Origin of the sequence: Streptomyces sp. NPDC051555, assembly GCF_044454405.1 — a bacterium.
GTDB lineage: Bacteria > Actinomycetota > Actinomycetes > Streptomycetales > Streptomycetaceae > Streptomyces.
The window spans coordinates 1-11195 of record NZ_JBITDP010000063.1 but is presented as its reverse complement, the minus strand read 5'-3'; the positions used below and the strand labels follow the sequence as shown (position 1 = coordinate 11195).

Annotated in this window: 10 protein-coding genes; 9 read left to right on the top strand and 1 reads right to left on the bottom strand. The window is 70.4% G+C overall.

The features are described 5' to 3' along the window. The first annotated feature begins 303 nt into the window (after positions 1-303). The 4 genes from ACIBEA_RS43585 to ACIBEA_RS43570 all read left to right on the top strand — a co-directional run bounded on the left by ACIBEA_RS43585 (position 304) and on the right by ACIBEA_RS43570 (position 6745). Positions 304-984: an HNH endonuclease family protein gene (locus tag ACIBEA_RS43585; RefSeq protein WP_399269962.1), complete on the top strand. Its 681-nt coding sequence runs from the start codon at positions 304-306 to the stop codon at positions 982-984. A gap of 171 nt (positions 985-1155) precedes the next feature. After that, positions 1156-1863, top strand: coding sequence for a SpoIIE family protein phosphatase (locus ACIBEA_RS43580; RefSeq protein WP_399269960.1), 708 nt, complete (start codon positions 1156-1158; stop codon positions 1861-1863). 218 nt (positions 1864-2081) lie between these two features. Next, complete coding sequence (locus ACIBEA_RS43575; RefSeq protein ID WP_399269956.1) at positions 2082-4463, top strand: protein kinase; 2382 nt, start codon at positions 2082-2084, stop codon at positions 4461-4463. Positions 4464-4576: 113 nt separating this feature from the next. Continuing rightward, a complete protein-coding gene (locus tag ACIBEA_RS43570) occupies positions 4577-6745 on the top strand; it encodes a PQQ-binding-like beta-propeller repeat protein (protein WP_399269954.1) in 2169 nt (722 codons plus the stop codon). Positions 6746-6887: 142 nt separating this feature from the next. Here the strand turns inward: ACIBEA_RS43570 and ACIBEA_RS43565 are convergent, their stop codons facing one another. Then, on the bottom strand, positions 6888-7787 hold the full coding sequence (locus ACIBEA_RS43565) for a Ku protein (protein WP_399269952.1): 900 nt from the start codon (positions 7785-7787) through the stop codon (positions 6888-6890). Positions 7788-8009: 222 nt separating this feature from the next. Between ACIBEA_RS43565 and ACIBEA_RS43560 the strand changes: the two genes are divergently transcribed. From ACIBEA_RS43560 to ACIBEA_RS43540, 5 genes are all read left to right on the top strand, one after another. Further along, positions 8010-8249: a hypothetical protein gene (locus tag ACIBEA_RS43560; protein WP_399269950.1), complete on the top strand. Its 240-nt coding sequence runs from the start codon at positions 8010-8012 to the stop codon at positions 8247-8249. After that, positions 8246-8572 carry a hypothetical protein gene (locus ACIBEA_RS43555; protein WP_399269948.1) on the top strand — a complete coding sequence of 109 codons (327 nt, stop codon included), beginning with the start codon at positions 8246-8248 and terminating at the stop codon, positions 8570-8572. The genes ACIBEA_RS43560 and ACIBEA_RS43555 overlap by 4 nt, the downstream gene beginning before the upstream one ends. Beyond that, on the top strand, positions 8565-8894 hold the full coding sequence (locus tag ACIBEA_RS43550) for a DUF6233 domain-containing protein (protein WP_399269946.1): 330 nt from the start codon (positions 8565-8567) through the stop codon (positions 8892-8894). The genes ACIBEA_RS43555 and ACIBEA_RS43550 overlap by 8 nt, the downstream gene beginning before the upstream one ends. Before the next feature lie 253 nt (positions 8895-9147). Further along, entirely contained in the window at positions 9148-9303 is a 156-nt protein-coding gene (locus ACIBEA_RS43545) for a hypothetical protein (protein WP_399269944.1), read from the top strand. A 1262-nt stretch (positions 9304-10565) separates the two neighbouring features. Then, the coding region (locus ACIBEA_RS43540) for a bifunctional DNA primase/polymerase (protein WP_399269958.1) at positions 10566-11195 on the top strand (630 nt) is incomplete at its 3' end.

The following is an 11195-nucleotide window of genomic DNA, read 5'->3' as shown; positions in this document are numbered from 1 at the left end:
ATCCATGCTGGTCGAGAGCCGAGCGCTGTTGATCGTTGCCAGAGTGTTGCGCTGCAACACTGGTCGATCTTCAGCAACGGAGCGTTGCAGGCTCCACGCATCCTCGGCACGCGGCGCCCACCGCCAAAGTGACGAACTGGACCCCCGCCCCAGGCGCGCAGCGCGCCCAAGCGCACGTCAGCACCGGCCGGGCGGATCGTTTCCCCAGTGAACTCGTGCACCCAGCCGAGTGAGTTGACGTCCAGGGCCATATCCGAACCGGGCCGGGGGCGCTAGACCGTCCGTGTGATCAAGACCCTGATGATGCGCGGTCTGCCCGCGCTAGCCCTCGCCGCGCTGCCCCTGTTCACCACCACCCCCGCCTCGGGTGCTACCGACCACCAGCCCATCGCCGCCCCGTCCTCCGCCGCGGAGACGGTTGTGGTGCGGCGGGATCTGCCGGAGGCGCCGCCCGCTGCGGTCGCCCGGACCGAGCTGGCCGCGCTGACGGTGGAAGCCCCCCATTCGATGGCCGGCTACAGCCGGGCGAAGTTTCCGCACTGGGCGCAGCAGGGCGAGCGGTGTGACACCCGCGAGGTCGTCCTGGCCCGCGACGGGCAGGACGTCGTGCGCGACGACGAGTGTCGGGCTGTGTCGGGGACGTGGGTCAGCGCGTACGACGACAAGGTGCTGACGGCCGCGAGCCAGGTCGACATCGACCACATCGTCCCCCTCGCCAACGCCTGGCGCTCCGGCGCCGACCTCTGGGACACCCCCAAGCGGAAGGCCTTCGCCAACGACCTCCAGGGCCCGCAGCTCCTCGCGGTCTCCGCGGCGTCGAACCGGTCGAAGGGCGACCAGAGCCCGGACCAGTGGAGCCCCCCGTCCCGCGCCTACTGGTGCACCTACTCCCGCGCCTGGACCCACATCAAGCACACCTACGGGCTCGCCATCACGGAACCTGAGCGCGAGCAGCTGAACACGATGCTCGACACCTGCGTCTGAACCCAGCACCCCTGTCGGCTGACGCCACTCGTCCGCCCTACGAGTCCCATCCGACCCAGTTTTGTGAGAAGCGGCCACATTCCGCTCGTTCCTGTTCCCCAGCAGACATAGGAATGGGGACGGGCGGTCGCCCGCCCGGGAACCGGGGACGAAGGAGCGGATGTGACGGAAATGATTGAGCGCGCAGTGGACAGCGTGGTGGTGGGCGTGGCCCAGAGGCCCGGGACGGAACCGCCGTGCGCGGACGGCCACGACGTACAACGGCGCGGCAGCAAGGTCTGCGCCGCGGTGGTCGACGGCGCCGGCCACCACGAGAACGTCGTCCGGTACTCCTCGGTCGCACCCGCAGTGATGACCCACATCGGCATGACCCTGGGCGGGCTGGCCGGACTGATCACGGCCGGGCAGATGGCGCACGCCTACGACACCCCGCCGCACGCCTCGGCCGTGTACGCGTGCATGGAACCGGGCTGGCCCACCGCGGTGCACTGGCTCGGCGACGCCCGTGCGTACGGATTCGACGGGACCGCGCTCGTCCAGTGGAGCACTGACGCCACCATGGGCAACTGGTTACGCCGCAACGGCGGCGTCCCGGTAGAGATCGCGGAACACCACGACAACTGGTCCCGCCTCGGCCTCTCCCAGGCCGGCCCGGCAACCTGCCGCCAGGTCGAGATCCCCGAGAACATCAAGCTCATCCTGCTCGTCTCCGACGGCATCTCGGACCAGGTAGACGCCCAGACCATGGAGACGCTGTGCCGTCGGCACGAGGCCGACCCCCAGGCCCTGGCCGACGCCTTGGTCGCCGCCGTCAAGGAAGACGGCGACGGCTACCGCGACGACGCCACCGTCATCGCGATGCTGCGCTGCTCCCGCTGACGGACCCGGCTGACATTGCTGCATGGGGCACCTGATCGGGCGGAATGAGGTTCGGGTCGTGGGGTGCCGCTGTAGGCTCCGCCCGCGAGGAACCGCGGGCGGAGGGTGACTGTCTCTCCCTTCGCCGGATATAGCCGGGCAGATGTCGGGCGGGGGGAGCCATGGGAATGCAAGGGGCTGGTTCGGAGCCGGAGTTAGGGGCGGAGGACGCGACCGTCGTGTTGCCCGCAGTCATCGGCCCGTACGTGGTGATGCGGCCGCTCGGCAGTGGTGGGATGGGCGTGGTCTCCCTCTGCCGGACCGGGTCGGGGCGGTTGGTGGCGGTCAAGCAAGTGCGGGAGGAGTACGCGGACGATCCGGCCTTCCGCAGCCGTTTCCGGCGGGAAGTGGCGGCAGCCCGCCGGGTCAGCGGCGTGTACACGGTGCCCGTGCTGGATGCCGATACGGACGGGCCTCGGCCCTGGGTGGCCACCGCGTACGTCCCCGGGCCGACGCTCGATCAGGCGCTGCGGATCTGCGGCACCTTCCAGGAGCCGGCCGTGCGGGCCCTGGGGGCCGCCCTCGCCGAGTCTCTTCAGGTCATCCACGCGGCCGGATTGGTGCACCGGGACTTCAAGCCGGGCAACGTGCTGCTGTCCACCGACGGCCCGCGCGTGATCGACTTCGGTATCAGCAAGGCCCTCGGCGAGACCCGGCTCACGCTCACCGGCACGGTGATCGGTTCCCCCGCCTTCATGGCGCCGGAACAGATCGCCTCGTTCCACGACGCCGGGCCGGAGAGCGACGTCTTCGCGCTGGCCGGAGTTTTGGTCTACGCCGCCTGCGGGGAGGGTCCGTTCGGTCCCGGTGATCACGGGGTGTTACACCGCATCGTCACGGACGAACCCGACTTGCATGCCGTCCCCTCCTCCCTGCACTCGCTCCTGCTGCGGTGCCTGGACAAGACGCCTTCCCGGAGGCCCCCTCTCGATGCGGTGGTGGCCGGGCTGGCGCCCGCGCGCCCGTACGATCTACTGGTCCCGGCGCTCCAGGCGGATCTGGCGGAGCGGGCCCGGGACGCCGAGCTGATGGCGGTGGCACCGCCCCCGCCCCGCGCCGTGCCCGACGGGGGCCGAAAGAGGTCCGCTCCCAGCCGTCGCACGGTCCTGCTCGGCGGCCTCGCGGCCGCCGCGCTCGCCGGAGGCGGGGTGGCCGCAGCCGTGTGGGGGCCCTGGAAAGCCGGAGACGGCGGCAGCAAGAACGCCGGCCCTGCCCCGTCTCTCGGCCCGACCGCGCGCCCCGTGGTTCTGACGGACCCGCCCGCGCCTCTGTGGAACGAGCCGCTCCCCGACTCGCCGAGCGGAATGCCCCAGGTGCGGGCGACCGGCGGGACGCTGGTGGCGCAGGACTCCAGCTTCGGCGGCTACACGGTGGCCGCGTTCGATCCCGCGAGCGGCACGCTCCGCTGGAGCCAGAGCATCGCGACCGCGATGCAGCTGAAACAGCCCTCCGGAGCGCTCCCCCGGGGAACCCGAGTCCTCGGCCCCATCGACGCCGGGCTGCTCGGCACTTCGATGAGCACGGCCCTGGAATCCATGGGGCAGACGAGCTTGATCGTGCTGGACCCGGCCACCGCCCGCGTGCGGTCCACCCTGGGTCTGCCGAAGGGCGACAACGTGGTCACTCTGCTCTCCGCCCACGAGAACATGGCCTACTGCCTGGTGGACACCTTCAAGGGAGGCCTCACGCCGGGCGCGCCGTCCCCCGACGCCACTGCGGGTCCCGGTCTCAGCGAGACGGCCACCGCCATCGACCTGAGCGGTGGAGGCGTCCGGTGGCGCAAGCCCGTGGTCCCCAACTCCACGTCTCGGGTCAGGTACGCCGCCGATCGCCGCGGCTTCTACTACACCGAGAGCACCAAGACCGGCTTGACCCTGTACGCGCTGAACGTCGCGGACGGAACGCCGCGGTGGTCCGTGGACGTGGCCGCGGACCCCAACAGTCAGCTCCCCCCTTATATGCAGGCGGGCGGAGGATCCCTCACCTCTTCGCTCATCGCCGTCGGTGACCTTCTGATCGCCATGCACCAGAAGGCCGGAATGAGCGCCTACGACGCTGAGAGCGGGCAGCGTCGCTGGGCGCTTCCCATGGCCGGCGCTTCGGCCCCCATTGCCGTCGGGGACCTGCTGCTCGTCAACGACTTCCGGAACGTGCACGCCGTGGACCTGCACACCGGAAAGATCCGATGGCGCGTCGAAAGCCCCGTCCCACTGTCTCCCCTTCCTGCGTTCTCGCCCACCCTGGCCGCGTCCACCCAGGTCACCGTGGTCCTGTTCAGCCCAGCGATCAGCGGTCTCGGCATGAACACCGGGGAATTCTCGTCCGGCTGCCTGGTGCTGCGGACCTCCGACGGCAAGCAGCTCTGGGCGCTGCGCGACAAGCCAGCCGCCCCGGCGTCCTCCGGCCCGGTTTCCGCCCCGGGCTCTGCGGTGCCGTCGCCTTCCGGCATCGGGGAAGCCGCCCGCCTGGCGGAGGCGTTCTGGGGCGTGTGGGTACAGGACGACGTCGTGTTCGTCAGCGGCGGCGGACGCGTGCGGGCCTACCGGGCGAACGCGGGATGAGCGCCCCACCGCCCGCTTCCGCTTCATCCGCTTCCTCCTCGTCATCCGCTTCGTCGTCCGACAACTCCTCGTTCGCCGAGCCCCTGCCGCCTTCGGCGGCCACCCCGCTCCCGGTGCGGGTCGGTCCGTACCGTGTGGTCAGGCTGCTCGGGTCCGGCGGCATGGGCAAGGTCTACTTGGCCTCCACCCGGGCAGGGCGGCCGGTAGCGGTGAAGGTCGTCCGGGAGAGCTACGCCCAGGACCCGCGCTTCCGCGAGCGGTTCCGCGCCGAGACGGAGGCCGCCCTCAAGGTCAGCGGCGCCTACACCGCCCCGGTGCTCGCCGCCGACCCGGATGCCGCGCAGCCCTGGCTGGCGACGGCCTACCTCCCCGCCCCCACCCTGAGCGAAGCCATCACCGCGCATGGGCCGATGCCCGAAGCCACGGTACGGAGCCTGGCCGTCGGCCTGGCCGAGGCCCTCGCCGCCGTCCACGCCGCAGGGCTCGTACACCGCGATCTGAAACCGTCCAACATCCTGCTGACCAACGACGGGCCGCGTGTCATCGACTTCGGCATCGCCCGCAGCGTAGACGGCGCCGGCCCGACCGGCACCGGACAAGTCGTCGGTACCGCCGGCTACATGCCGCCCGAGCAGGTATCCGGGCGCACCTGCACGGCTGCCGGCGACGTCTTCTCCCTCGGCGCCACACTGCTGTACGCGGCTTCGGGCCACGGAGCCTTCGGGAGCAGCGCACTGCACATCGTCCTGTACCGCACCGTGCACGAGGAACCGGACCTGGAGGACGTACCGGAGGGACTGCGGGCGGCCCTGGAAGCGTGCCTGGAGAAGGAGCCGTGGAAGCGGCCGAAGGTGGTGGACCTGGCGGCGCTGTTCGGCGGGCCGGACCTCCCGGGTGCAGGCTGGCTCCCTGAGGCCGTACGCCGGGAGGTGCGCCGGCGGGAGGAGACCGTCCGGGCGGCACTGCCTGCCGGCGGTTGGGCAGGGCGTCTGGACCGGCGCCAGGCCCTCGCGGCCGTCGGTGCGATCGCCGGGGCCGCGGCGCTCTCGAGCTGGTACCTCGCCGACTCCGGGGAGGAACCGTCCGTGCAACCGCCCAGGCAGCTGTGGCGAAAACCGCTCCCGAACGGATTCTCCACCGTGGTGAAGACGGCGCGGGGCCGGCTCCTCGTGTCGGGCAGCAGCGGGGCGGGTGCAGCCGTCCTCGACGCGGACACGGGCGAAAGCCTGTGGCAGAGCGCACCCGCGGCCTCCGCGGCCTCCGTGACGGACGGGCGGACCGTGTACGTCATCGAAGTCGACGGCGCCGTCCACGCCCGGAACCTGGAAAGCGGCAAGGAACGCTGGCGGTTCGTCCCGCCGGGCCCGGCGCAGCCGGAACTCACCGACCTGACCGTGCAGGCGGGCGAGGACGGATGGGCGTACGTCACTTCGGCCCGGACCGGGAAGTTGTACGCGCTCGACGACGGGGGGAAGCCGCGCTGGGACCGGGACAGCCCGCTCACCGCCGTCCATCCGCGGGGCGCGGTACTGCTCTGCGTGGCGCGCAGGCAGGCCGGAGCGGACGACCGCCGTACGCTCTACGCCCTCGACCCTCACTCCGGGAAAGAACTGTGGCGCCACCCCTCCGACATCGTGGGCATCGGCGACAACCCCGGGGCGCGGCTCGTCCTCGCCGTGCTGCACGACACCACTGAGCTGACCGCCCTGCAACTGGCCGACGGGCACCCACTGTGGAGTATTCCCAGCGGCCTGACGCCGGAGGACCGGCTGCAGAACGGGTTGCTGGCGGGCACGGCACGGCTCAGCGAGGACGGGGCGACGGTGCTCTTCGAGCAGAGCCTGACGAACGGGTCCTTCGCGGCCGTGGACGCGGAGACGGGCAGGCCGCTGTGGCAGGGGCACGCGGAGACGAGGCAGCAGCTGAGCCCGAGGGGCAACACCCTCTTCACTACTGAGTTCCCTCCGACCGGTGTCGACCTCACCGCCGGTCGCGGGCCGCTGACGGCCTACGGGCTGCGCGACGGCCGGCGGCTGTGGCACACCCCGGACCTGGGAAAGGGCCTGCACCAGGTGCTGGCGGCGCAAGACGGCCTGGTCCTGCTCGGGATCACCGGTGGCAGCCGACCCGGCCTGTACGGGTACGCCGAGTCGGACGGGAAGGAGGTGTGGCGCCTGCCGCAGGAGGTCGGGGCGCGCGCCCCACTCAAAGCTGCCATCACCTCAGGCAACCGCCTGTGGGTCTCCAGCGGTGACCTGCTGTTCGCCTTCGCCCTGGACTAGGACTTGCAAGCCATGGCGCGCAAGGTCTCGATGAACAGCGCCGGGGCGTCGCCGGCCCTGACCCGACCCAGCCGCATGTGAGCCCCTGGCACAAGGCCGGGGGGGCGCTCGGCACTGCGGTCGCGCTCAGAGGCGGGGCCCGTCAGGCGCTACGGCGCGGCGACTTCTTCGCGGGCGTCTTCTTGGCCTCGGGCTTCTTTTCGGCCGAAGCCCTTGCGGCGGTCTTCTTTGCGGGGAGCGGATGGACGGTGCCTGGGTCGTTGTGGCGGGAGGTCTTCGCGTCCTGGACGGACTTCTCCAGCATGGCCATGAGGTCGACGACCTCGGCCGAGGCGGCCGGCGCTTCTTCGGAGGGCGTCGGCAGGGTGCCGGTGCCGGTCTTCGCGGCGATGACCTGTTCCAGTGCGGCCCGGTACTCGTCGTGCATCTCCTCCAGGCCGAGACCGCTGAGGGAGTCCGTCAGGCGCACCGCGGCCTCCACTTCCTCCTCGGAGACCTCCACCTCGGGGACTGGAACCTGAGAAGAGGAGCGGATCTCGTCGGGCCAGCGCATCGCGTGCAGCATGATCGCCTGGCCTTTGACCCGCAGGAGGCCCAGCCGCTCGCGGTCGCGCATCGCGAACTTCGCCACCGCCACCTTGCTGCTGCGCTCCAAGGCCTGCCGGAGCAGCTCGTAGGGCTTGGCGGCGACGGTCTCGGTGGCGGCCAGGTAGTAGGAGGCGCCGATCTGGATGGGGTCGATACTCGCCGCGGGCACGAACCCCACGATCTCGATGGCCTTCGCCGTCGGCAATGGCAGGCCGTCGAGGTCCTCGTCGGTGACGGGGATGAGGGTGCCCGTCGCGGTCTCGTACCCGCGGACGATCTCGTCCTGCCGCAGCTCCTGGCCGTCGATCTCGCACACCTTGCGGTAGCGGATCCGGCCGCCGTCGGCGGTGTGGATCTGCCGGAAGCTGATGTCGTGCGACTCGGTCGCCGGGACCACCTTGATCGGGATGGTGACCAGGCCGAAGGAGATCGCACCGGACCAGATCGGACGCACCACAGACCTCCTCGCCGTAGCCCCCCTCATTTCCAGCGTCGCACCGCTCTGGGCAGAGCGCGCCAGGTGAGAAGCCGAGGGGGCGACTGCCGTCCGGGGGCGGCGGGTGTGCCGCTGAAGTAGCCAGGAACGCACAAGGACCAATTACGGCGCCGCCCGACTGCAGGTCCGTCCCAGCGTCCTGTCTCGCCTCGTAATTCGAACACGTGTTTCACTTGGTGGATGGAATCGTTCCGCTTCCCCGACGACCTGGTGGCGCTCCAGGCCGCGTGGCTTCTCACCTATGACGCGCTGGCCCAGGCGCCGACCGGGTCCAGCACCACCATGCTCCGGCGGCGCCTGCTCGTCCTGTCCCGCCAGCTCTACATCCATCCCTACTGGGCGGCGCCGGGCCGCTCACGGACGGCGTGGGCCGAACTCCGCCGCCAGGCCCGCCACCGTGGCTGGGGGACCGCGGCGTGAGCACCGACCCGGGCGGCCCGAGAGCCACCGACCGCTTCCCCCAGGACCTGATCGCCCTCCAGCAAGCCTGGACCGGGACCTTCAACCGGCTCGCCCGCAGGCCCCGCGCGGGCACGGCAGAGCTGAGAGCCGAGCTGTTCCGGCTCTCCTGCCGGATCGGCGCCCACCCGCACTGGGTGGACGGGGACCCCAGCCGGATGGGACGCACGCGGCTGTGGCAGGCCGCCCAGGTCGCGCCGGGCGGTGAGCCGCAGGTCGTGGTGCGGCTGGCCGACGGGAAGTTCGTGGTGACCGAACCGGAGGAGTGTGGTCGCCATGGGTGAGGTGGAGGCGCGGCTGGCGAGCTGGCGGGCCGTGGCGGCGTGGCTGGCCTGGCAGCAGCGCCAGGCCGAGCAGACCATCGCCGCACTCGAGGCCGAGCTCGCCGAGCTCCAAGCCCGGCGGCCACCGCCGGCGCCGCCGGAGTGGAAGGTGGAGATGATGCGCACCGCAGGCGGGCCGAGAGTGCACCGCGTGCACGTGGGGGACTGCACCATAGGCAGCGGCAAGCCTGCCGACCGGGAACAGGTCCGCCGGATGCTCGCCGAGGGCACGGAAGCCTGCCCCTACTGCGGCCCGGACAACTTGCTCGGCCTCGTCGGCTGAGAAACCGGAACGCACACGGCCGGGCGCAGGGGTACGTTCGGCTATACGGGGTGCGGCTTTGGCCAGGAGGGCCGCGACGGAGGCCGCACCTCGACACCCGGAGCGCCGCCCGCCAGTGAGGACCCTCGCTGGCGGCAGAGGTCACCGTTTGGAACAGCGAGAATCACCTGGTGAGTACTCCTGCGCAGTCTCAGCGAGCCGTCGGCCGCGGCGTCAGCACCCTTATACCCCGCAGAGCGCCACCGATCAGGCCATGGCGGCGCTGACCGGGCTGGAGACCGTGCCGGTGCACGTCGGTCTCCTCCAGGCAGCAGCCCTGCTGCTGGAGGAAGCCGCCCGGACAACCGCCGACGAGCCGACGAAGGCCGCCATGGCCAAGACGGCCGGGATGCTGCGTTCCACGATGTAGCAAGTGGTCGTGAGCCGCCCAACGGACCGGGCGCCGCCCGTGAACGTGCGGCTGACGCAGCAGGAAGTAGTCCGATGGCATCGGCATTGAGCGGGCTGCCCACGGTCTGACGAACTAGCCGACACCCCTGCGAAGCCGGTACGGGCGGCGGGGACGGTCCGGGTGGATCCCAGACCGGGCCAGGCGCTGGGGCCGGTCCAGTCGAGCTCACCCTGGAGCGCCGGGTCGGCCCACTGGAGGCGGCTGCGCCCGGCGAGGATGAAGAAGGCTGCGGGCATGAGCCACACGAGGCGCTGCAGGAGTCGCTCAAGGTCGCGGTGGCGGTCGGCGGTGTCCTCGAAGGTGTCCAGCAGGACTACCGGGGTCACCGCCTTCTTCGCGGGCAGCCGGCTCAGGTCCCAGGCCAATAAGTGCGGGTAGTACGACAAGCTCTCCAAATCCGGGGTGGCCTCCAGGAAGGGTGCGGTGCGGGCTGCGCCCGCGAGGGCCTGGGCGCGGTCGTGACGCTCGCAAAGTGCGGTGACCAGGGGGGCGCTGCCCGGTAGCCGAGCCGACCAGCCCTGGTAGCGCAAGGCCGCGTGCCGCTTCGACGCTTTCCATGGCTGGACCAACCCAGCGGGGGGAGTTCCTGTCCGTCGTCGGCGCGGACTGGTCCCTGTCGGGATTCAGTCCCTCTACATGAGCGTCCTTAAAGCTGCAGGTCAGAGGGTCTCTGAGAGTGAGCAGACGGGACTGAAGGGACCGAAGGGACTCAATTCGTCAGTTCCTCTTATCACGTGTGTGTGTATGCGCCCGCGCATAGCAGAGGCTAGGTAAGTCGTGAGTAGCTCATAACTATGGACTTTGAGTCCCTTCAGTCCCTCTCTGGAGCAGGCAACCCCACTGACCTGGGCCTTTCTGTCAGTGACTGAGTAGGGACCGAAGCTCAATCCGCCCCTCGGTCCAGTCCCTGTGTCCGGAGCGCCAGCCCTCCCCGACACGCCCGGGTTAGCGGATCCCCCCGTTTGGGGCGCTGGCCCGTGGTTCCTTTGCCCAATGGGCGGCGAAGGGACTGAAGGGACTGGGGAACTGATACACCGGCAGCGCTGGCCCCCGCCGCTGGGGTAGGCTCTGGATTTCATTCGAAAACTCGGTCCCTTCAGTCCCTCTCGAACGGTTATAGGCCCTCTGAACAGGGCTTTCTTCACAGGGTCTGAATCAACTGTTGGGTCCCTCAGCAAGGAAACCTCAGAGTGTCACGCCAGGGTGAGAGCAGTGCATCGATGCCATCGGGGAGCATCAGCCCTTTCGACGTTGCGATGTGGTGCGCTCTGCAAGGATGGCCTGTCCACCCGCTTGCGGCCGGCCGGAAGACACCAGCGGCCAACTGCCCCGCCTGCAGGGGACACGACCATGCCCCGCAGACTTGTCCATGCACCGCTGCAGGCAAGTGGTGCCACGGCTTCCATGCCGCCACGACCGAAACCTCCCGTGTACGGGCCTGGTGGGGTCCAGACACCGTTCTCGGGGTCGGTGTCTCCTGCGGCCCTGCAGGACTCGTGGTCCTTGACGTCGACGCGCACAATGCCGAAGTTCCCGACCGGGACCGGCTTCTGCCAGGCATCGCCATCCCCAAGCAGGTCAACCTTGCCGGCCTCACCTCGGGATTCGACACTCTGGCCCTGCTCGCCGCGTACCGAGGCCAGCCTGACCCTTCCCAGGACGAAGCGACCTTGCGCGTCGAGACGCCCTCGGGCGGTCTCCACATCTGGTATCAGGTCCCCCTGTCCGGGATCCGGTACCGGTCATCAACCGGATTGAGGTTCCCCCGGGATGCGGAGAGTGTTGACATCGGGTCAGATGGGACTCATGAGAGGACCAGTGGCCATGGCTGCACCCCGGAAGTACTCGCT